The organism is Micromonospora sp. NBC_00389, from assembly GCF_036059255.1.
In the GTDB taxonomy this organism is placed as follows: Bacteria; Actinomycetota; Actinomycetes; order Mycobacteriales; family Micromonosporaceae; genus Micromonospora.
On record NZ_CP107947.1, the window covers coordinates 5,051,684 to 5,072,885 of the forward strand.

The 21,202-nt window shown below is 71.2% G+C and carries 20 protein-coding genes; 17 read left to right on the forward strand and 3 right to left on the reverse strand.

What is annotated here, in order from left to right; translation table 11 throughout:
• The 10 genes from OG470_RS23925 to OG470_RS23970 all read left to right on the forward strand — a co-directional run bounded on the left by OG470_RS23925 (position 1) and on the right by OG470_RS23970 (position 10,887).
• The gene (locus OG470_RS23925) at positions 1-1,284 is read left to right on the forward strand and encodes an MCE family protein (RefSeq protein WP_328415633.1); all 1,284 of its coding nucleotides are present in this window, start codon (positions 1-3) and stop codon (positions 1,282-1,284) included.
• Positions 1,281-2,312, forward strand: a complete 1,032-nt coding sequence (locus tag OG470_RS23930; RefSeq protein WP_328415634.1) for an MCE family protein — start codon at positions 1,281-1,283, stop codon at positions 2,310-2,312. Before OG470_RS23925 ends, OG470_RS23930 begins: the two co-directional genes overlap by 4 nt.
• Positions 2,309-3,292, forward strand: a complete 984-nt coding sequence (locus OG470_RS23935) for an MlaD family protein (RefSeq protein ID WP_328415635.1) — start codon at positions 2,309-2,311, stop codon at positions 3,290-3,292. The genes OG470_RS23930 and OG470_RS23935 overlap by 4 nt, the downstream gene beginning before the upstream one ends.
• Entirely contained in the window at positions 3,292-4,542 is a 1,251-nt protein-coding gene (locus OG470_RS23940; protein WP_328415637.1) for an MCE family protein, read from the forward strand. The genes OG470_RS23935 and OG470_RS23940 overlap by 1 nt, the downstream gene beginning before the upstream one ends.
• Positions 4,539-5,957, forward strand: coding sequence for an MCE family protein (locus OG470_RS23945; protein WP_328415638.1), 1,419 nt, complete (start codon positions 4,539-4,541; stop codon positions 5,955-5,957). The genes OG470_RS23940 and OG470_RS23945 overlap by 4 nt, the downstream gene beginning before the upstream one ends.
• Positions 5,954-7,210, forward strand: a complete 1,257-nt coding sequence (locus OG470_RS23950; RefSeq protein WP_328415640.1) for an MlaD family protein — start codon at positions 5,954-5,956, stop codon at positions 7,208-7,210. Before OG470_RS23945 ends, OG470_RS23950 begins: the two co-directional genes overlap by 4 nt.
• Positions 7,207-7,995: a hypothetical protein gene (locus tag OG470_RS23955; RefSeq protein ID WP_328415642.1), complete on the forward strand. Its 789-nt coding sequence runs from the start codon at positions 7,207-7,209 to the stop codon at positions 7,993-7,995. Before OG470_RS23950 ends, OG470_RS23955 begins: the two co-directional genes overlap by 4 nt.
• 35 nt (positions 7,996-8,030) lie before the next feature.
• Positions 8,031-8,537 (forward strand): hypothetical protein, encoded by a 507-nt coding sequence (locus OG470_RS23960; protein ID WP_328415643.1) that lies wholly within the window; start codon positions 8,031-8,033, stop codon positions 8,535-8,537.
• Positions 8,538-8,819: 282 nt separating this feature from the next.
• Complete coding sequence (locus OG470_RS23965; protein ID WP_328426574.1) at positions 8,820-9,911, forward strand: PP2C family protein-serine/threonine phosphatase; 1,092 nt, start codon at positions 8,820-8,822, stop codon at positions 9,909-9,911.
• A 34-nt stretch (positions 9,912-9,945) separates the two neighbouring features.
• The gene (locus OG470_RS23970; protein ID WP_328415644.1) at positions 9,946-10,887 is read left to right on the forward strand and encodes a sensor histidine kinase; all 942 of its coding nucleotides are present in this window, start codon (positions 9,946-9,948) and stop codon (positions 10,885-10,887) included.
• 810 nt (positions 10,888-11,697) lie between these two features.
• Here OG470_RS23970 and OG470_RS23975 read toward each other — a convergent pair.
• Entirely contained in the window at positions 11,698-12,660 is a 963-nt protein-coding gene (locus OG470_RS23975) for an AraC family transcriptional regulator (protein WP_328415645.1), read from the reverse strand.
• A gap of 224 nt (positions 12,661-12,884) precedes the next feature.
• Between OG470_RS23975 and OG470_RS23980 the strand changes: the two genes are divergently transcribed.
• The 4 genes from OG470_RS23980 to OG470_RS23995 all read left to right on the forward strand — a co-directional run bounded on the left by OG470_RS23980 (position 12,885) and on the right by OG470_RS23995 (position 17,392).
• Complete coding sequence (locus tag OG470_RS23980) at positions 12,885-14,423, forward strand: flavin-containing monooxygenase (protein ID WP_328415646.1); 1,539 nt, start codon at positions 12,885-12,887, stop codon at positions 14,421-14,423.
• A 431-nt stretch (positions 14,424-14,854) separates the two neighbouring features.
• Positions 14,855-15,028: a hypothetical protein gene (locus tag OG470_RS23985; protein ID WP_328415648.1), complete on the forward strand. Its 174-nt coding sequence runs from the start codon at positions 14,855-14,857 to the stop codon at positions 15,026-15,028.
• Between the two features lie 13 nt (positions 15,029-15,041).
• On the forward strand, positions 15,042-16,241 hold the full coding sequence (locus tag OG470_RS23990; RefSeq protein WP_328415650.1) for a low temperature requirement protein A: 1,200 nt from the start codon (positions 15,042-15,044) through the stop codon (positions 16,239-16,241).
• Between the two features lie 200 nt (positions 16,242-16,441).
• A complete protein-coding gene (locus OG470_RS23995; protein WP_328415652.1) occupies positions 16,442-17,392 on the forward strand; it encodes an acetyltransferase in 951 nt (316 codons plus the stop codon).
• A gap of 145 nt (positions 17,393-17,537) precedes the next feature.
• On the opposite strand, the gene OG470_RS24000 is transcribed toward OG470_RS23995, so the two are convergent.
• Positions 17,538-18,212, reverse strand: a complete 675-nt coding sequence (locus tag OG470_RS24000; protein WP_328415654.1) for a TetR/AcrR family transcriptional regulator — start codon at positions 18,210-18,212, stop codon at positions 17,538-17,540.
• Positions 18,213-18,334: 122 nt separating this feature from the next.
• Between OG470_RS24000 and OG470_RS24005 the strand changes: the two genes are divergently transcribed.
• Positions 18,335-18,853, forward strand: a complete 519-nt coding sequence (locus tag OG470_RS24005) for a hypothetical protein (RefSeq protein ID WP_328415656.1) — start codon at positions 18,335-18,337, stop codon at positions 18,851-18,853.
• A gap of 18 nt (positions 18,854-18,871) precedes the next feature.
• Here OG470_RS24005 and OG470_RS24010 read toward each other — a convergent pair whose 3' ends face one another.
• On the reverse strand, positions 18,872-19,975 hold the full coding sequence (locus OG470_RS24010) for an aldo/keto reductase (protein ID WP_328415658.1): 1,104 nt from the start codon (positions 19,973-19,975) through the stop codon (positions 18,872-18,874).
• A 156-nt stretch (positions 19,976-20,131) separates the two neighbouring features.
• On the opposite strand from OG470_RS24010, the gene OG470_RS24015 reads away from it, so the two are divergent.
• Positions 20,132-20,737, forward strand: a complete 606-nt coding sequence (locus tag OG470_RS24015) for a TetR/AcrR family transcriptional regulator (RefSeq protein WP_328415660.1) — start codon at positions 20,132-20,134, stop codon at positions 20,735-20,737.
• Between the two features lie 83 nt (positions 20,738-20,820).
• The gene (locus OG470_RS24020; protein WP_328415662.1) at positions 20,821-20,976 is read left to right on the forward strand and encodes a hypothetical protein; all 156 of its coding nucleotides are present in this window, start codon (positions 20,821-20,823) and stop codon (positions 20,974-20,976) included.
• The last annotated feature ends 226 nt before the right edge of the window (positions 20,977-21,202 follow it).

Consider the following 21,202-nt stretch of genomic DNA (forward strand, 5'->3'; position numbering starts at 1 on the left):
ATGAGACATCGCATTCTCGGCATCGTCTTCATCGCCGTACTGACCGCGGCGTTGACCGCCTCCGTGCTGCAGTACCGCAAGGCGTTCACCCCCGTCGACTGGGTCACCCTGCAGGCCGGTCGATCCGGACTGCAGCTGAGCCCGGGCGCCGACGTCAAGGTCCGCGGGGTCGTCGTCGGCGAGGTGCGCTCGGTCGGCAGCGAGGGCGCCGGCGCGACCATCCGGCTGGCCCTGGACCCGACCTCGACGCCGCGGATCCCCGCCGACGTCAGCGCGCGGTTGCTGCCCAAGACGCTCTTCGGCGAGCGGTACGTCGAGCTGGTCCCGCCGGTCGGCGGCAACGCCGTACCGATCCGCGACGGCGCCGTCATCATCCAGGACCGCAGCAGCACCGCCGTCGAGCTGGAACGGGTTCTCGACGAGGCGCTGCCGCTGCTGCAGGCGGTGCGGCCCGACCAGCTCGCCGCGACGCTGGGCGCGATCGCCGCCGCACTCGAAGGTCGCGGCGAGCAACTCGGCGCCAACGTCGAGCGGCTCGATGCGTACCTGCGGCAGCTCAACCCGGCGATGCCGACCATCGCCGAGGACGTCCGGAAGCTCGCCGTCGTGCTGGACAGCTACGACGCCGCCCTACCCGATCTGCTGGCCCTGCTGCGGGACGTCACCGTCACCGCCCGTACGGTCACCGACCAGCGCGCACAGCTGGCGGCGTTCCTCGCCGACACCACCGACACCGCCGACGCCACCCGCAGCTTCCTCGACCGGCACGGTGACCAGCTCATCGAGCTCGGCCAGGTGAGTCGCCCGGTGCTGCAACTGCTCGCCACGTACGCCCCCGAGTATCCGTGCCTGATGAGCGGCCTGGTCGCCCTGCAACCCCGCGTCGAGGAGGTCTTCTCCGGCGGGCGGATGCACATCACCCTCGAGGTCACCCGCGACGGCGGCAAGTACGAGAAGGGACGCGACGAGCCCGTCTACGGCGCGCACGGCGGGCCGCAGTGCCGCGGCCTGCCCCAACCAGGGCAGCCGGCGCCCGACGTGCCCGTCAACGACGGTTACGACCGCGGGGGTGCTCGCCCGCGTACCCCGTTGCCCGTCGGCCTGCCGGCGACCGCGCCCGCCGGCGCTTCCCCGGCGATGGGCCGGGCCGCCACCGGCGAGGAGCGCGCATTGGTCAAGCCCCTGGTCGGCGCCGTCACCGGCATCCTGCCCGCGGAGGTTCCCGACATCGCGGTCCTGCTGTGGGGGCCGTTGCTGAGGGGAGGGGTGGTGAACGCGCGATGAGCAACCGGATGATGGTGCCCCTGCTGAAGCTGGTGGTCTTCGCCGCCGTGACCCTGCTGCTGACGGCGCTGCTCGCGCAGACCCTCGGCGCCTTCCCGCCGGGTGGCGTCACCTACCGCGCCCGGTTCACCGACGTCACCGGACTGCTTACCGGAGACGACGTCCGCGTCGCCGGCGTGAAGGTCGGCCGCGTCCGCGGCATCAAGGTGGTCGACGACACCGCCGCCGAGGTGGCCTTCACCGTCACCACCGACGTCCCGGTGGCCACCAGCGTCCGCGCCAAGATTCGCTACCGCAACCTGGTGGGCCAGCGGTACGTGGCGCTGAGCGAGGGCCCGGGGGAGGGGCGACCACTGCGGCCCGACGGCCTGATCCCGCTCGGCCAGACCACCCCGGCGCTCGACCTAACAGTGTTGTTCAGCGGGTTCCGGCCCCTGTTCACGGCGCTCGACCCGGACGACGTCAACAAGCTCGCCTACGAGATCATCCAGGTGCTGCAGGGCGAGGGCGGCACGGTCAGCAGCCTGCTGCAACGCACCGCGTCGCTCACCAACACCCTCGCCGACCGGGACGCCGTCATCGGGCGGGTCATCACCAACCTCAACGGCGTCCTGGGCACCCTGGCCGAACGGGACCAGAACCTCGACCAGAGCATCAGCCAGCTGCAGCAGTTCGTCTCCGGGCTGTCCGCCGACCGCACGGCCATCGGCGAGTCGCTGGTCAGCATCGGCGAGCTCACGACCGCCACGTCGTCGCTGCTGCGCGATGTCCGACCACCGCTCGCCGCGGACGTGCGCGCCCTGGGCGAACTCTCCGGCACCCTCAACCGCAACGCGGCCGTTATCGACAGCACCCTCGGGCGGATGCCCGAGCGGTACCAGTCCCTGACCCGCGTCGCGTCCTACGGCTCGTGGTTCAACTTCTACCTCTGCGACTTCGACGGCAACGTGGCGGTGTCGGGCCGGGCACCGCTCGACCTGCCCACCTTCAGCGCCCCGGCCGCCCGATGCACTGGCGGCAGCCAGTGACACCGTTTCGGGAACGCAACCCCGTGGTCGTCGGCACGCTCGGGCTGGCGCTGATCGTCGCCGTGCTGCTGGGTGCCTTCCAGCTCGACCGGCTGGCCGACCTCACCGGACGCAGGTACCAGGCGGCCTTCCACGACGCCAGCGGCCTCGTCACCGGCAACGAGGTGCGGGTCGCCGGGGTGCGGGTGGGCAAGGTGACCGCCGTGGAACTCGCCCGCGACGGCGCGCCCTACGTGCGGGTCCGGTTCCGGGTGGACGACGACAGCGTCCGGCTCGGCACCGACACCGGCGCCACGATCAGGATCAAGACGGTGCTCGGCCAGAAGTACCTGGCCCTCTCGCCGGCCGGGCCGGGTCGACTGCGCGAGGGCGGGCAGATCCCCCTCGCCCGCACCGCGGCGCCGTTCGACGTGGTGCAGGCGGTCACCGGACTCGCCGACACCCTCGACAAGGTCGACACCGACCAGCTCGCCGCCGCCTTCACCACCCTGTCCGAGACCTTCGCCGACACGCCCGAGAGCGTCAACGCCTCCCTGGTCGGACTCTCCCGGCTCTCCCGGACCGTCGCCGGACGCGACGCCGAACTGCGGGCGCTGCTCGACCGCGCCCGTCAGGTGACCGCCGTGCTCGCCACCCGGGACGAGGAGTTCCGCAAACTGGTCACCGACGGCGAGGCGCTGCTGAGCGAGGTGAGCCGGCGTCGGGACGCCATCCACAAGCTGCTCGTCGGCACCGACGAGCTCGCCACCCAGCTGTCCGGACTGGTCACCGACAACCGCGCCCAGCTCGCTCCCGCGCTGCGCGAGCTGCGTGAGGTGGTCGCCATCCTGCAGCGCAACCGGGACGACCTGGAGAAGACCATCCAGCGGATGGGGCCGTTCGTCACCGCGTTCGCCAACGTGGTGGGCAACGGCCGCTGGTTCGACTCGTACGTCTCCGGTCTGCTCCAGCCGTACCAGCCCACGACGGGAGGCCGCTGATGCCCGGTCCCATCCAGCGGTGGCGACGACCGATCGCCGTCACCACCGTCCTCCTGGTAGCCGTCGCCGCCGGCGTGGTCGTTCTCCGCGGCGGCACACCCCCGCGGCGGGTGGTCGCCCACTTCACCCGCGCCGTCGGGGTGTACCCCGGATCGGACGTGCGGATGCTGGGCGTCCGCGTCGGCGAGGTGGTCGCCGTGACCCCGCAGGGCCGCAACGTCCAGGTGACCATGTCCTACGACCCCGGGATCGCCGTTCCCGCCGACGCGCAGGCGCTCATCGTGCCGCCCAGCGTGGTCAGCGACCGCTACGTCCAGCTCACCCCCGCCTACGCTGGCGGAGCCGCGCTCGCCGACGGGGCCGAGATACCGCTGGAGCGGACCGCTGCTCCGATGGAGATCGACGACATCTACCAGGCGCTCGACGACTTCAACCGCACCCTCGGCCCGGAGGGCGCCAACCGCGATGGTGCCCTGTCCGACCTGGTCGCCACCGGACGCGCCAACCTGGAGGGCAACGGCCAGAACCTGCACGAGACCCTCGACGGCCTGTCCCAGGCACTGGCCACCCTCTCCGCCGGGCGGCAGGACCTCTTCGGGTCGGTGGTCAACCTGCAACGCTTCACCACCGCGCTGGCCCGCAGCGACCGGGAGGTGCGCGCCTTCAACCAGCAGTTGGCCGACGTCGCCGAACAACTCGCCGGGGAACGCGACGAACTGGCCGCCGCGCTGCGCAACCTCTCCACCGCGCTGGCCGACGTGACCACGTTCGTGCGGCAGAACCGGGACGCGTTGACCTCCAACGTCGCCGCGCTGGCGGACATCACCGGCATCCTGGTCCGCCAGCAGCAGGCCGTCATCGACATCCTCGACGTCGCCCCGCTCGCCCTTGGCAACCTCAGCCTCGCCTACAACCCGCGATCCGGCACCCTGGACACCCGCGACAACGTAATGGGTCCCTACGACCCTGCTGGCTTCGCCTGCTCACTGATAGTGGACCAGCTGCCCGCGGCCCAGGTGCCCGCCAAGTGCCTGGCACTCGCGCAGACCCTGCACTCCCGCGGGCTGCCCATGACCGACCAGCTGCGCAAGCTCCTCAAGCTGCCGCCCGGCGCCCCGGCCACCGGCGGGTCCTCACCGGGAAATCCTCCCCTCGATTCCCCCGGTGCGCCGATCCCCGACCAGGCGCCGGGCGGCCCCGGCATCACCAGCGACCCCACCCTCGGCGGCATCCTGCGGGGTTTGTCATGACCGCCCGCACACTGCGGACCCTGGCGTGCGCGATCGTAGTGGCGATGCTGCCGGCCGGATGCGGCCTGCCCGACCTCACCGACCTGCCGCTGCCCGGCGGCGCCCCGAAGGGCGACGGGTACGCCGTCACCGCCGAGTTCAGCGACGTGCTCGACCTTGTGCCGCACGCCGCTGTGAAGGTCGACGACGTGACGGTCGGCAGCGTGGAGAAGATCTCCCTGGCCGGCTGGACCGCCCAGGTAACCCTGCGCATCGGCGCAGAGGTACGGCTGCCGTCCAACGCAACGGCCGCCGTCCGACAGAGCAGCCTGCTGGGCGAGAAGTACGTGACCGTCGCGCCGCCGCCCACCGGCGCCGCCAGCGGTCGACTCGCCGACGGCGACCTCATCCCGCTGTCCCGGACCGCTCGCGGCGCCGAGGTGGAAGAGGTCCTCGCCGCCCTCGGGCTGCTGCTCAACGGGGGCGGTCTGGCGCAACTGAGGACCATCAACCAGGAGCTCGGCACCGCACTCGACGGACGAGAACCCGCGGTCCGGGACGCGCTGCGCCAGCTCGACACGTTCATCGGCGGGCTGGACAAGCAGAAGGCCGATCTGGTCCGCGCCCTCGACGCCCTGGACCGGCTCAGCGGCCGGCTTGACCGGCAGAAGCAGGTGCTCGGCGAGGCCGTGGACTCCCTCGCCCCCGGCCTGACCGTGCTGGCCGGCCAGCGCGCCCAACTGACCCGGGCGCTGACCGCTCTGGACCAGCTGGGCGACGTCGGCACCCAGGTCGTCAACCGGAGCCGCGACGACACCCTGGCCGACGTCCGGGCGCTGCAACCGATCCTGGAGCAGTTGGCGCGGGCCGGGGACGACCTGCCGAAGTCGCTGGACTTCATGCTGTCCTACCCGTTCCCACCGAACGTCACCGGCGCGATCGTCGGCGACTTCGTCAACCTCTCCGTCACCGCCGACCTCGACTCGGCGTCGATCCTGGCGAACCTGGTCGCCGCGGCCCCCGCCGCCCCGGCCCGTCCGGCCACGCCGTCACCGGGGGCTAGCCGCGGCGGGGCGCCAGCGGCGGGTGGCCCCGCACCTGCCACCCCGCGACCTCGCGGCGGGTCCCGTCCGCTGCCCGACCTGCCGATCCTGAAGTGCCTGCCCGACCCGCGCAACTTCCCCGCGACCTGGACGCCGCCGAAGGACTGTCTGCTGCCGGAGGGCTGCGTCCTGCTCAAGCCCGGCTCGACGGTGCCCATCGGCGGACTGATCCTGCCGAAGGGCCTCGTACCACCGGGCACGGTCTTTCCCGTCGAGACCGAACTGCCCGCGGGCACGGTCATGTCGGCGCAGTGCATCCTGCCGTTGACCGGCGCGGTGATCGGACAGATCGGCAGCCTGCCGGACGTCCTGGGAGGGGGGCTGAAGCCATGATCGGACGTACCGCGAAGGTGCAGGTTCTGGCGTTCCTGCTGGTGAGCGTCCTCGGCGTCAGCTACGTCGGCATCCGCTACGTCGGGCTGGGCGACCGGTTGCTCGGCGGAAGCTACGTCGTCCACATGGACCTGGCCCGGGCCGGCGGCATCTTCCCCAACGCCCCGGTCACCTACCGCGGGGTGCCCGTCGGCCGCGTCGCCGCAGTCGCCCTGCGCGGTGACGGGGTCCGCGCCGACCTGCGGTTGCAGCGCGACGTCCGGGTACCGGACGACCTGCGGGCCGTGGTGGCGCAACGCTCCGCCGTCGGCGAGCAGTACGTGGACCTGCGTCCGGAGCGCGACAGCGGGCCGTACCTCGCTGACGGCGCGGTGATCCCGGCCGACCGGACCGGTGTCCCGCTGGCGCCGGAGGTGCTGCTGAGCAACCTCGACGCCCTGGTCCGCTCCGTCGACCCGGAGGATCTCACCGTCCTGATCACCGAACTCGGCACCGCGTTCGAGGGCAACGAGCTGGCCCTGGCCCGGATCCTCGACCACGGGGACGCGCTGCTGACCGAGGCGACCACCCGCCTGCCGGAGACACTCGCGCTGATCAACGACGGACGAGCCGTGCTCATCACCCAGGCCGAGTCGGCCGAGGCGCTGCGCCGGTGGGCGGCAGGACTGGCCCAGCTGGCGGCCACCGTCCGCGACGCCGACCCGGACCTGCGGCGGCTGCTCGCCGCCGGGCCTCCCGCCGGGCGGGAACTGGTCGCGTTGCTGCGCGGGCTGGAACCGACGGTCGGCACCCTGCTCGGCAACCTGGTGACCGTCAACGGCATCGCCGCCCGGCGGCTGCCCGGCATCGAGCACCTGCTGGTGGTGTACCCGATCGCCGTCGCCGGCGGTTTCACCGTCACGCCGGGCGACGGCACCGCCCACCTCGGCCTGGTCCTCAACGTCAACGATCCGCCGTCCTGCGTGTACCGCGGCGGCGGAACCACGTGCGGAGCAGGGGATCGCGCGGGCGGCGCCAGCGTGCGCGGCGCCGCCAACGCCCCCCGACCGGGCGGCCGGGAACCGGCCCCCGACCCGGGGCCGTCAGCCGCCGCCCCGCCCGCCGGGACCGGGACCGGCGGGTACGACCCCGCGACCGGCCTGGTGCTCGGCTCGGACGGCCGGCCATTGCAGTTCGGCGGAACCGGGGGTCAGTCCCGGATGGCCGGGGACCAGTCGTGGAAGCAGCTGCTGCTCGCCGGGGTGACCCGGTGACCGGCGCGAAGAAGGAGGTGGCGATGCAGGCCCGCAGGGACCACACGCTGAAAGTCATCAAGGGGGCGAAGGCTGGGGCTCCGGGCCGGGCGTCGCAGCGCCGGATCGTCCCCCGCCAGCTTCCCCGACCGACGGAGCCGATCGAGGACCTGCTGCGGCGGCTCGACCAGGAACCGGTCGAGGACCCGACGGAGTTCGAGGATCCGGTGGGCGGGGACGACCCGGCGAGCGCGGACGGTCCGCTGGAGAAGCCCTCCGGTGAGCGTTCCGAGGGCGAGCCGGCCAGGGCCGTGCCGGCGGGACGGCGACGGATGTCCATCGTCGTGCTCGTGGTACTCCTCGCTGCGACGCTCACCGCCGCCGGCGTGACCGGGCGCCGGTGGTACGTCGACCGGGCGACGGAGCAGGCCCGGCAGGCGGCCGTCGCGGCAGCCAAACAGGCCAGCGTCAACTTCGTCTCGGTCAGCGCGGCCAGCGTCGACCGGGACATCCAGCGGATCACGACCGGGGCCACCGGCGACTTCCGGGATGAGTTCACCCGGGGGCAGTCGCAGGTGCGCGCTGCGGTCGTGGAGAACAAGGTCGACTCGCGCGGGTCGGTGCTGCGGGCCGGGCTGGTCTCCGGCGACCGCCGCCGGGCGGTCGTGCTGGTGGCCGTCGACGCCACCGTCAAGAACGTCAAGGCACCCGAGGGGCGGCCGTCGCACTACCGGATCCAGCTGGACCTGGTCCGCGACAACGAATCGGGCCTTTGGCTCGTGTCCCGCCTGCAGTTCGTCGGCTGAGAGAGGGAGGACCTGTGGGTACTTTGGTCGAATTCGTGCGACGGCCGCGCGTCCTCTGGCGGCGCCCGGCCCGGATCCGGCTCGTCCCGGCCCTGGCCGTCGCGATCGTGCTCGCGGCCGCCGTCGCCGGTCTCGGCTGGTGGGGCGACCACCGCGCCGGGCAGCGGGATGCGGCCGTACGACAGGCCTTGGCCACCGCCCCCGCCGCCGCCAAGGCGATCTTCTCCTACGACTACCGCACCTTCGACGACAGCGTCGCCAACGGCCGCACCTTCGCGACCGGCCCGTTCGGCAAGGAGTACGAGCAGACCACAGCGGCGTTGAAGCAGACCGCGGCCACGCAGCAGGCGGTCGTTGCGGCGGAGGTGTCCGCGACGGGCGTGGTGACCGCGACCGCCCAACGGGTCGAGCTGCTCGTGTACCTCAACCAGTACCGGCGCAACGTGAACACGGCGGGGGAGAAGGTCGACCAGAACCGGGTGGTGCTCACACTGGTCCCGGTCGACGGGGAATGGAAGGTGGCCAAGGCGGAGGCCATCTGACGCTCACCGCGTGGGCCGACAGCCTCGCGCAGATCGGGACGGAAACACCAAACAGGCGAAATGCATCTTCTAGGTGGTGTCATCGACGACGGTCTGGACCGATAGAGGAAGTGCTCCTGGCCTGCCCTGAGCTCGGGAAGAGTTAGGCTCCTGCACGTGATTGACGTGCAGGGTAGCGGGAGCGACGAGCGGCTGCGTCGCATCGAGGCGGTAACGGACGCCGCGCTGTCCCAGCTCGACGTCAAGGACCTTCTGGCCGAGCTCCTCGATCGTGTCCGAGAGGTGCTGGGGGTTGAAACCGCGTCCATCCTGCTGCTGGACGTACACGCCCAGCAGTTCGTCTCCACTGCGACGAAGGGGTTGAGAGAAAAAGTCCGGCACGGTGCTCGAGTCCCCGTCGGCCATGGCTTCGCGGGCCGGATCGCTCAGGAGAAGCAGCCCGTCAGACTGGACAACCTCGCCGCGGACGACGACGCGGCCCTGTTCGACCAGGGAGTCCGCTCGCTGTTGGGCGTGCCCATGCTCGCCGGCGGCGACGTGATCGGCGTCATACATGTCGGCTGCCTGCGACCGCACCGATTCACCGACGCCGACGTGCAGTTGCTGCAACTCGCCGCCGACCGGGCAGGCCTTGCCACCCGCGCGCAGGCCAGCGGCCTCGACCGCACCGCGGCCCTCGCGCTGCAACGCAGCCTGTTGCCCACCCACCTACCTGACGCGCCCGGTGTGGACATGGCCGCGCGCTACGTACCCGGTCACGACGTCGGCGTCGGCGGCGACTGGTACGACGTGTTCACCCTGCCCTCCGGCTGGCTGGGCGTCGTCATCGGTGACGTTTCCGGACACGGACTGCGGTCGGCGGTCGTGATGGGGCGCCTCCGCAGCGCGCTGCGCGCCTACACGCTGGTCTGCGACGACCCCGCGGAGGCGCTGACGCTCCTCGATCGTAAGGTCCACCATTTCGAGACCGGAAACCTCGCCACGGTCCTGTACGCCATGATCTCCCCGGACCGGACCACGATCCAGGTGTCCCTTGCCGGGCACCTGCAACCCATCCTGGCCACACCAGGGCGCCCGGCCGACATGCTGACCATTCCAGTCGATCTTCCGCTGGGTATCGGCCCGCGTCAGCCGGCCCGCCGGTACACCGAGGTCGAGTTCCCTTCCAATGCGGTACTGATCTGCTACACCGACGGGCTCGTCGAACGCCGCGGCGAGGTCATCGACGTGGGCATCGAACGGCTCCGCGCGGCCGTCGAACCGGGCACCGCCGAAATGGTCTGCGCCCGCATCATGACCAAACTCGCCGGCGAACAGGCAACCGACGACATCGCCCTGCTCGCCATCCACGCGGCCGACAGAACTCTCCCTTGAACGACTCCGGATCACCCACCCCGCAGGCCGCAGCATGAGTCCGTCCGTCGCCACCAGGGCTGGCGGTTTCGCGCACCCCGCCCTCTTCTACGGCGATCACGAGGAGTACCTGGCCGGCACGGTGCCGTTCATCCACGCCGGGCTCGCCGCCGGTGAGCCGGTCATGGTCGCCGTACCGGGGGACAACCTCGACCACATCCGCACCACGCTCGGCAGCGACGCGGACCGGGTCCAGCTGCACGACATGAGCGTGGCCGGGCGCAACCCCGGGCGAATCCTTCCGGGCGTCCTGCTGGCCTTCGCCGCCGCCCACCCCGGCAAGCGGGTACGCATCATCGGTGAGCCCATCTGGGCCGGCCGTACCGCGACGGAATACCCCGCCTGCGCCCAACACGAGGCCCTCATCAACGCGGCGTTCGCCGGCCGACCGGCAACCATCCTCTGCCCCTACGACACCAGCAGCTTGGCCCGCAGCTGGCTTGACGACGCCTACCGCACCCATCCGACGGTGCAGATGGGCGGTGCGGTGTGGGAGAGCCCGCACTACGCCGACCCAGTCGTGGTGGCCGCTGGGTTCAACCTGCCGCTGCGGGACCCGCCCGGCCACGCGGCCACCATCATCGTCGACCTACCTGCCCTTCCGGCCATCCGCCGGTTGGTGACCGCCGAGGCCATCGCGGCCGGACTGGCCCCGGACCGGGTCTCCGACCTGACCCTGGCGGTCAACGAACTGGCCACGAACACGGTCAGACACACCGCCGCCGGCGGCACCCTCGCGGTGTGGACCGACCGCACGCGACTGATCTGTCAGTTCAGCGACACCGGGCACATCACGAATCCGCTCGCCGGCCGGATTCCGGTGCCGCCGCGGCAGCCCGGCAGCCGAGGGCTCATCCTGGTCAACCAACTCTGCGATCTCGTACGCGTCCACACCAGGCCCGGTGCCACCACGATCCGCCTGCACATGCACCGCTGACGCCCACCGGACGACAGGGCAGCCGCGGTTGAGCGCGGCAACCAGAATGGCTGGGTGAGCCTCGACATCGATCACATCTACGTGCCCCCACTGGCTGGTCCACGGTGGCCGTACTGCACGATGGGGTCGAGGGCGGCCCGGCGGCCGTCCGAATGGTTCAGGACATGTACGGGCAGATCCATGCTCAGTGGTTCTTCTGCCAACTCTGGGTGGGGGTGGATCCGAATGACCGCGACGAACTCGTCGGGCCGGGGCACTCACTCGGCGCCCGCATCACCCAGTTGGCACGGGTGCAACTGCAACTGAGCCGGGGGCTGGCCGAGGTTGGCAACGTGGATCTGATGTACCGGGATCCGATGCGGATAACGGTGGCCACGTTCCTGATCGAGGGCCTGCGGGTGCCCCGGCACCTTCAGGCCGCCCGGCAGCGCCTGGAACTGCTCCGCAGCAACCTGAGCCAGCTCTTCGGGTTGCAGACGGCGCTGTTCCAGCAGCGGCTCCAGTGGCTGTTCTCGATCACCGCGGTTGCCGGCGTCGCCGCGCTGGTGCCGGAGGTGTTGCAGGTCGAGAGCATGCGCTGGCGGATCGTGACGGGTGTCCTGTTCGGCATGCTGGCGGTGTTCTGCTGGCTGCTGATTCGGCTGCTTGGACGCGCCGGCCTGAAAGCGGGCCGTGCGGTCCGCCCGGTCCGGAGGGCCGGCCGGCGTCCGGGCAGGACGCCGCGAGGCCGGCTCGGCTGGGTCCGGCGGCTCCGCCGGCGGACCGGTGACCCTGGCGCGAGCCGCCGGAGCCCGGGCAGGGCCGCAGTCGTCAGCGACGCAGGGTCGTGGACGGCGCCTCGCCGAAGCGGGCCCGGTAGTCGCTGGCGAAGCGGCCGAGGTGGACGAACCCGTGTTGCAGGGCAGCGGTCGTCACGGACATGCCCCGGTCGCTCGTGCGCAGTGTGCGGTGCACCGCGTCGAGCCGGCAGGCGCGCAGGTACGCCGTGGGCGTGGTCTGCAACTCGCGTCGGAAGCAGTCCTGCAGCGTTCGTACGCTCACCCGCAGCGCCTCCGCGACATCCCCAACCGTCAGTGCCTCGCCGTGGTGGTCGCTGATCAGGGCGCAGGCCTGGCGGACGAGGCGCCCGGGGGCCGGGTGGCGCGCCGGCTCGGCGAGCAGGTCGGAATAGGTGTGCCGGTGGGCCAGTAGCAGCTTGCCGATGAGCCCCTGCTCGAACCGAGCGGCGACCTGTGGGTGGTCGAGGAGGGACGCGTCCGTCGGCTGCGACAGTTCCGCGGCGAGGAAGTCCACCCCGCGCGCCCACGCCCTCGCGGTCGGCGTGGTCATGGCCATGCCGATGTCGAAGCGGATCGGGCCGTCCACCGGGCGGCCCAGCAGGCGGGCGAGCTCCCGGTCGATGGCGCGCCGGTCGGCGTAGAAGATCCGGTGCGGCGACCCCTCGGACCAGTGCATGTCCGAGGCGTCGTACGGCGACAGGACGGAGGCGACGTCGGGCGTCGAGGTCACCGCATGGCCGGCGTGCCGGACCACCGTGCCACCGCTGCGCGGAATTTGTACGAGGTAGAAGGTCTCCAGCGGGGTGGGCTGGATCCGCACCGCCTGGCCGTAGTCGAGGTCGATGATGCCCACGCCGCCCACCCGGCGGGCCGCCATCCGTAGCCGCACGCTGTGGACGCCCGGCTGCGGAGTGAGCCGGTGTGGACAGAGCACGCGACCCACCTCGGCACGCGCGTGCTCGACGTCGTGTGTCCGGACCGTCACGGCATCCATCCGACACCTCCCACGGCGTCCTGATGCGCTGACCCTAGGACGCGATCGGGGTGCGGGGGCGGGAAAGGCGACGACCCGACAGGGAGCGGTTCGACTGCGCACCGCGGACACACTCCGCGTGCAGCGGATAGCGGCCCTTGCGCCGCGCTCGTTAGCGTATGGACACCGCCGGCGCCCCTGCCGCCGCCGTTCCCGCCAGCGGGTCACACCTTCCGGAGGCTGCTATGAGGATTGCCGTCGTCGGCGCTGGATTCGCCGGCCTGAGCGCAGCGAAGATGCTGCGGCAGAGTGGCTTCGACGTCACAGTGTTCGAGAAGGCGCCCGACGTCGGTGGGGTGTGGAGTCGTACCCGGCGCTACCCCGGCCTCCGCACCCAGAACGACAAGGGCACCTACCACCTCTCCGACCTGCCCATGCCGGCCCACTACCCGCAGTGGCCGACGGGCGAGCAGGTCCAGCAGTACCTCGAAAGCTACGTGGACATGTTCGGGCTCGGCGTCGCCCTGCGGCTCGCCACGGAGGTCGTCTCCGCCGAACTCGTGGACGACGAGACCGGGTGGCTGCTCACGTCGCGACCGGCCGGCGCCCAGGCCCCGATGACCCTGGAGAGGTACGACCACCTCGTCGTCGCCAACGGCATCTTCTCCGATCCCCTCGTCCCGTCCTTCGAAGGCCGCGCGGACTTCACCGCCGCCGGCGGACACGTCCTGGCCGCGGGGGCGTTGCACGACCTCGCGGCGGCCCGCGGAAAGAACGTCCTCGTCGTCGGGTACGGCAAGTCGTCCTGCGACGTGGCGGTCCCGCTGAGCGACGTCGCCACCCAGACCCACGTCGTCGCTCGCGAACTGCTCTGGAAGATGCCCAGGAAGCTCGGTGGTGCGCTCAACTACAAGTACCTCCTGCTCACCCGGATGGGCGAGGCGCTGTTCCGGTACCTCAACCTGAAGGGCTTCGAGCGGTTCCTGCACGGTCCGGGAGACGGCCTGCGCCGCACCCTGCTCGACAGCGTCGGGTCGGTCGCGACCAGGCAGCTCAAGCTGCGCGAGCTGGGTCTCGTGCCGAACGGAACCTTTCAGGACATCGCCCGCAGCACCGTCAGCCTCGCGACGGAGGGCTTCTTCGAGCGCGTCGCCGACGGTCGGATCACCGTCCATCGGGACCAGACGATCACCGAGCTCCTGGTCGACGATGGTCGACCGGCCGCCCGCCTCGTCGACGGCACGGTGCTCGCCGCGGACCTGGTGATCTGTGGCACCGGCTTCCGGCAGCACGTCCCGTTCTTCGACGACGCGCTGCACGCCCGGCTGCAGGACGACGCGGGCAACTTCATGCTGTACCGCCAGATCCTGCCGATCGACGTGCCACGCCTGACCTTCGCCGGCTACAACTCCTCGTTCTTCAGCCCGCTCAGCGCGGAGATGGCAGCCGTCTGGACCGCCGCCCACCTGCGGGGAGGGATCACGCTGCCATCCAGGGACCGGATGCGCGCGGAGGTGCACGCGCGCCTGGCCTGGATGGCGGCGCGGACCAGCGGGCGGCACGCCCGGGGCACGAACGTCATTCCGTTCTCGATGCACAACGTCGACGAGGTGCTCGACGAACTCGGGCTCAACCTCGGACGGCTGACCCGGGCACGTCAGTGGTTGCTGCCCGTCGACCCGCGCTCCTACCGGAGGGTGACGGCACGCATGATCCGGCGTACCGCCGATGTGGGCGCGACGGGCCGGGTCGAACCGACCCGGGCCCGTCGCGCGGCGCGGTGAGAGCGACAGGGCTACGGACGTACGCAGCCCGGAAGCGGGGGACGCTCGGGCGCTGTCTGGGCCGCTCCGACCGTCCATACGCCACGGCCGGGCTCGTACACGCCCGCCGGGATGCGCCGCTTGGACCTCACCACCGTCGTCCTTCTCACCTCGCTCGGGGTGGTCCTTCACCCCGACGTCGTCCAGCACATCCCATCCGCTCGACCCGGACAAGGATCTTCACGCGTTCTGGACAGCCGACGCACCTGTTTTCACACCGCCGATACGCCGCGAGGGCCTGAACCCGGCCGCAGGCGGCTCAGTCGGGCGGCAGGAGCAGGGTCGAATCCCAACCGTCGACGTATCCGGCATAACCTCCAGGAGTACGAAAGATCAGGATAAAATTCGCCGGCAGGGATGAGGTGGGCCGGTCGGCGAGGAGACCCAGGGCGATGGCAGCGGGGCAGGTCACCGAACACCGTTACCAGGCCCGGCGGCTGGACGTCCCGGTCACGTACCCGTTCGCGTATTGCCGGCGGCGGTACGGCCGCGACGACATCGCCCAGACGGGGCTCGACGGCGCCGCGCTCCTCGGCGTGCCGGCGCCGGCAGCCCTGGCCGGCTGAGCGGACGCCCCTCGTGCTGACGCGTGCCGGGTTGCGTGGGCTGGGGGACAGCAGCAGCCCGCGCGGGTCGACCGTCCTGGAACTGCTGTTCGACATCGTCTACGTCTTCGCGCTCGCCCGCCTCGCCGGGCGGGTCGCGGACGACCTGACCATCGTCCGGCAGTCGCTGCTGTCGGAGGCGGGTCAGACGCTGCTGTTCTTCGCGGCGATGTGGATGATCTGGTCGCTCAACGCCCTGATGTCGAGCACCTTTGACCCCCGGCGCACGGATATCCAGATCCTGCTGCTGGCGACGATGTTCGGCACGCTGGTGCTGGCCGTCTCGTTGCCGCAGGCGTTCGGCCAGCGGGGTGCGATCTTCGCCTGCACGTACGTCCTCGTCCAGGTCGGCCGCCCGCTCTACCTGACGCTGGCCCTGCGGGGCCATCCGATGCAGGGCGTCTCGTCCCGGGTGCTGAGCTGGCACGCGGTGTCCGGTGTGCTCTGGATCGCCGGTGCCATCAGCGGGGGGCTCGGCCGCGGTGTCTTCTGGACCCTCGCCCTCGCCATCGAGGTCGGCGGAGCGGCCACCAACTGGCCCGTCCCCGGAGTGGGCGGGGACCGGCGCAGCACCTGGGCCAAGGTCTCCTACGTTCACCTCGCCGACCGGTACAACCAGTTCTTCATGATCGCGCTCGCCGAGGTGGTGCTCGAAGCCGGCGCCGCCATCAGCTTCCCGGGCTTCTCGACCGAGCGGACGATCACCCTCGTCGCCGCGTTCGTGGCGGTGGTGTCGTTCTGGCGAATCTACTTCTACCACCTGGGGCCGGGCCGGGCCTCGACCGGCAGTCTGGCCGCGGAAGGGCTGCAACTGTCCTGGTGGGCGAGCTTCAGCCTGCTGCTCATCGTCGGTGGCATCATCTGCACCGCGGTCGGCTTCGGGCAGGTCATCGAGGACCCGAACCCGCCGATCGACTGGGCGCTGGTGGTCATCATCTTCGGCGGTCCAGTGCTGTTCCTGATCGGGCGGACCTACCTGGAACGGCCGTCCGAGACCGGGCCGCGTTGCCGGGTGCTGATGGTCGGTGCGCTGGTGCTGGCCGTGGCGGCACCGCCCATGGTGTTCCTTCCGCCAGTCGCGGCGACTGTCAGTGCCGGGCTGATCCTGGCCGGGATCGCCATCTACGACGGGCTGTCACACCGGAGTGGACCGGAGACCAATCCGGCGTTGTAGCCGTCGCTCGGCCCGACTCCGCCGCCGTGTGCTGGCGACCCGCGCGCGGTCTTGCGGGCCGGCGAGCGCGTCGAGTACGTTTTCGGCACGCCATCGAGCCGGGAGGAGGTCAGAACAATGTCCGATGTTCTGCGCCCCCTCCGCGCCCCGGCGTCCACGCGGATCTGACCCGGGGCGCTCGCTCTCCGGAGGATCAACCCATGACCGATCTGGTCATCCGCCCGCTCGTCGCGGGCGAGGAAAAACTGTTCGACTCCATGCCCGATCCGCTGCCCCAACTGCGCCAGGTCGGCTACGCCGACGGGATCGCCGGCGGCGGTTACCGGCCCGAGAACACCTGGGTCGCCCTTCGCGCCGGCCGGGTGGTCGGCCGGGCGGCCTGGCTCCTCCCGCCGGGTGCCGTCGGTGCGCCCTGGCTGGACCGGTTCGACCTGGACGCCGAGCCGGAGGTGGGTGCCGCGTTGCTGCGCGCCGCCCACGAGGCGCTGGGCGGTCCCGGTTTGTACTACGCCGCCATGCCGGCACACTGGCGGCGCCGGCCGGAGGTGCTGGCGGTGATGAAGGCGCCGATGGCGGCGGCCCGGCTCGCCGGGCTGGTCGAGCGCGGGGAGCGGCTCCGATGCTCCTGGACGGGCACGCCGCTGCCGGCCACCTCCGGGCGGTACGTCTTCCGCCCGGCCGCCGACTCGACGGAGATCAACGAACTGGTCGCACGAGTCACCGAGCCGGACGTGCTGACCGGCGTGGAGATAGCGCGGGCGGTCGGCGGCGTCGACCTGGCCACCGACCCACTGGCCTGGCTGGGCGGTCCGGCCGGCGACTGGCGGGTCGCGTTGGCCGACGGCGAGCCGGTCGGACTGGTCGGGACGGCCGGGGACGCCTGCTTCCCGCTCATCGCCTACCTCGGTCTGCTCGACGACGCCGTCCGGGCTGAGCTGCTGGCCGAGGCGGTCCGGGTGCTGGCCGCCGGCGGCGCCCGGGAGGTGATCGCCGACGTGGACGCCCACCGGGTGGCGGTGCTGGCGGAGCTGGAGCGAACCGGGTTCCGGCAGCTGCGCTCCCGGGTCGCCTTCGCACCGGCAGCCGCCACGCCGTCCGGCTCCGTCGGCACGCCCGGTTCGCTGGTCGCCGCCGACGATCGTCAGGTCTGACTGATCGGGGTGCGCCCTGGTGCTACCAGGGCGTACCCGCCGACACCAGGGGCCATCACCGGCAAACGCGCGTGAACAACCGGCCGGCGAGGTCGTTCCCGGCCGCGCCTCGGGTGGCGCGGGCCGAACCAGCTCGGCGGCCGGGCTAGGCGGCGAGCTGCCGCTCCAGGCCGTCGAGGAGAGCCTGGAGCCCGAACTCGAAGGCGTCGTCGGGCGCGGCGGCGTAGTCGGTCGCCGCTGGGGTCTCCAGGCGGGTACGCAGGCGCGGGTAGCGCATGGCGATCTCCTTGGCCTTGCCCATGGCGTCCTGGAACTGTTCGTCGGCGGTGGTGTCGTCCCGCGTGAGTTTCCGGGTGAGTGAGGCGGTCGCGGCGGCGCCTGCCGCGTTGCCGAGAACGTAGGTGAAAACGGCGGAGGCGGCCTGGTCGGCCTGGGTGCCGGTGAATCCGGCGGCCTCGTGGACGGCGAGGCTGTGGTCGTCGTGGCGGGCCTTGCTCTCGCCGTAGAGGACGTGCGCGGCGAATGCCTGCACCAGCCAGGGGTGTCGGGTGAACATCTCGTACAGGTCGACGGCCATGGCGGTGGTCGCGGTACGCCAGTCGACGGCGTCCAGGTCGGGCAGCTTGAGCTCGTCCCACACCTGGTCGGTGGCGAGCAGGACGAGGTTGTCCTTGTTCTTGACGTGCCAGTACATGGCGGTGGCGGCGGAGTCGAGTCGCTTGCCCAGGGCGCGCATGTTCAGGCCTTCGAGGCCCTCGGCGTCGAGGAGTTCGACGGCGGTGCGGACGATCTGCTCTCGGGTGAGGGTGTCGCGTGGCATGCCCCTCACGGTACGCAGTCGCTTGCACATAGTTCAAGCTTGGTCTTGCACAACGTTCAAGTCGCCGGCTAACGTCGTCTCCGCCAGCCATTTGAACTAAGTGCAAATCCAAGGAGAATTTCGTGAACACCCTCGCCGCCGTCATGCAGTTGCTCGTCGCCGCCGCGTTTGTCAGCATCCCGGTGGTCCGTCACCGCTTCGGCCCTGTCGCGAAGGCCGCCGCCGAGGCCGAGCTTCGCCGCCAGAACGTCCGCCCCGAGGTGTTGGCGGAGAACAAGCTCCGGTTCGACGCCAGCGGCCACGAGACCGCGGCCCCGGTGGCCGTCGCCGCGGTGATGACCACCATCGCCGCCCTGCACCTCGCCGGCTCCGACCTGGCCCAGCCGCTGACCTGGATCTTCTCCTCGCTGGTCGTGCTGATGAACGTGGTGATCGTCTACAGCAACCTCACCGCCGTGAAGTCCGTCGAGGCTGCCTTCCGCCGTAACGGCGACCCGGAGTTGACCCGCGTCGAGGTCAAGCCCTTCCTCCAGGCCGCCGAGAACGCCTTCCCTCGCTGGGTGCGCGCCCAGACCTACCTCCGCAACACGGTGGTCTTCGCCGGTTCCGCCGTCGCCCTGGTCGCCGTGTCCCTCGCCTGACCGGCAGGTCGGGTTCCGTCAGGTGGAGGGCTGGGTGGCGCCGTTGAACACCGGCGGCGCGTACCCCGCTGGCTTGTCGCCGATGCCGAGGCCGGGGCTCACCACCCAGGACTGGTACTCCGGGGTGAACATCACGTGGGGCATTCCGACGTGCGGCGCGCTGGCCTCCTCGAGCCGACGACGGGCGTCCGCCGGGATCTCGAAGTCGAGCGCGGCGAGGTTGCTGTCCAGTTGCTCGGGGCTGCTCGCCCCGATGATCACCGATGCGACGGCAGGCTGGGTGACCGCCCAGTTGATGGCGACCTGGGCCATGCTCCGATCCAGGTCGGCGGCCACGCTCTCCAGTGCCTCGATCACCTGCCAGTCCCGAGCGTTGATCTCCCGACCCGGGGCAGCCGGATTGGTCAACCGGCCGTTCCCGCTCAGGCCGTCGCCGGTGCGTCGGTACTTGCCGCTGAGCAGGCCGCCGCCGATCGGGCTCCACGCGGTGAGGCCCATGCCGAGGGACTGGCCCATCGGCACGTACTCCGCCTCGATGTCGCGCGCGACCAGGGAGTACGGAAGTTGCAGCGTCACCATCGGGGTCAGCGCGTGCGCTTCGGCGTAGCTCTGCGCCCGAGCCGCGTACCAGGCCGGTACGTCGGAGAGGCCGGCGTACCGGATCTTGCCGACGCGCACCAGGTCGTCGAAGGCCTGCACGACCTCCTCGACCGGGGTGATCCGGTCCCAGGTGTGCAGCAGGTACAGGTCGATGTAGTCGGTGCCGAGCCGGCGCAGCGAGGCGTCCAGGGCCCGCACGATGTGTTTGCGCCCGTTGCCGCTGGCGTTCGGATCGCTCCGGTCGACGGTGTTGGTGAACTTGCTGGTGAGTACGAGCCGATCCCGGACACCGGCCCGGTCGATCAGGCGGCCGAGGATCCGTTCGCTCTCCCCGGCGGTGTAGAAGTCCGCCGTGTCGATGAAGTTGCCGCCCGCCTCCAGGTACCGCCGGAAGATCGGCTCGGCCTCCTCCTCGGTCTTGCCGTACGCGGCGTGGAACCCGTCGACGCCGAAGTTCATCGTGCCCAGAGCCAGCCGGCTCACCCGCAGACCGGATCGCCCGAGCAGGTAGTAGTGGTTCATCGTCGCGTCCTTCCGATCGCTTGTCCGGCCCGGAGCGGGCCGCGTGGTCCAGACTCTTGCTCGGCAAAAATGGACCTGCAAGTCCAAAAACCGAGCTACGGTTGGACTAGCAGGTCCAGACGAGAATCGGCGCCGCAGGCGCCATCGGGAGGTCGCATGACTCGCGCGTTGACCCGCAAGGGCGAGGCGACCCGGGCGCGGATCGTCGCCGGGGCGGCCGCCGAGATCCGCGAGCGCGGTGTCGACGAGGTACGTCTCGAGGACGTCATGGCCCGCACCGGCACCAGCAAGGGCCAGCTCTTCCACTACTTCCCCGACGGCAAGGATGAGCTGCTGCTCGCGGTGGCCGAGCACGAGGCCGATCAGGTGCTCATCGACCAGGAGCCGATGCTCAGCAACCTGACGTCCTGGCCAGCCTGGCTGGCGTGGCGCGATCGGCTGATCGAGCGCTACCTCGCGCAGGGCGTGAAGTGCCCGCTCAACGGTCTACTCGGTCAGGCCGGCCGGCGCGCGCCGGGCGCGCAGGCGGTGGTGACCGGGCTCATGTGGCGCTGGCAGAAGGCGATCACCGAGGGCATCCGGCACATGCAGTCGACCGGGGACATCGCCCCCGAGGTGGACGCCGACCGCGCCGCCGCGGCCCTGCTGGCCGGCATCCAGGGCGGCGTACTCCTGTTGCTCTCCACCGGAAGGATCGACCACCTTGAGGCTGCCCTCGACCTGACCATCGACTCCCTCCGGGCAGGTGCCCGCGCCGCCTGATCGTGTCAGGATCTGCTCACCCGGCCGGAAGGGTCGGGGCCGGAGAGGGGCGGTCGCGCATGTCGGTTGGAACGATCGCTGCGATGCTGGGCGGTTCGATCCTGCTCTTCGCCCTGGTGCTGCTGCTGATCACCAGCATGCTGGGGCGTCGTGCGCGGGCTGGGCGACGGGCGGGCCGATACACCTCGCGGCCGGGGAACTCGTCGGACAACAGCTCGTCGAGCATGGGCGGAAGCTGAGGCCGGAGGGCCGCCGAGAACGCAGTGCCGGCCCCTGTCGGGTGAGTTATCCTTTCGCCCGAGTTGTTGGAGATCGGAGCAAGCGTGGCAGGTGACGACGACATCTCCGGGTGAGAGCCCGGACCGGCCGCCGACGGGCGCGTGATCGCGCCGCCGTCGCCGTGGCCTCTGTCGTCATGCCCTGCTCCCGCCGGGCCACCCGCGTGCGCCCGGATCTCCCTTCTCC